Source organism: Pseudomonas sp. 2822-17 (assembly GCF_002742485.1).
Taxonomy (GTDB): Bacteria; Pseudomonadota; Gammaproteobacteria; order Pseudomonadales; family Pseudomonadaceae; genus Aquipseudomonas; species Aquipseudomonas cyclaminis.
The window spans coordinates 1-290 of sequence record NZ_LJRZ01000604.1 but is presented as its reverse complement, the minus strand read 5'-3'; the positions used below and the strand labels follow the sequence as shown (position 1 = coordinate 290).

General features: G+C 37.9%; 1 protein-coding gene. It reads left to right on the top strand.

What is annotated here, in order from left to right; all coding sequences use genetic code 11:
- Positions 1 to 83: 83 nt before the first annotated feature.
- The coding region (locus AOA60_RS34840) for a glycosyltransferase (protein WP_368731593.1) at positions 84 to 290 on the top strand (207 nt) is incomplete at its 3' end.

The following is a 290-nucleotide window of genomic DNA, read 5'->3' as shown; positions in this document are numbered from 1 at the left end:
GATGTCATTATACCTGCATACAACGAAGAGAAGTTTATTGAAAAGACTTATCCTGTTTAAAGAGAGAAACATGGGTAAACGACATCATCGTTGTTGATGATGGAAGTACTGACGAAACTATAAGTATAGCGACAAATTATACGAACTATGTTATTAGGCATGAGGTTAATAAAGGTAAAGGGTCTGCGGTGATGACAGGATTATCGGCAGTGAATGGAGAATGGGTAATGCTTTTAGATGCAGACTTGGGGGAATCTGTTACTGAAGCGAAAAAGTTAATTGCACCTGTT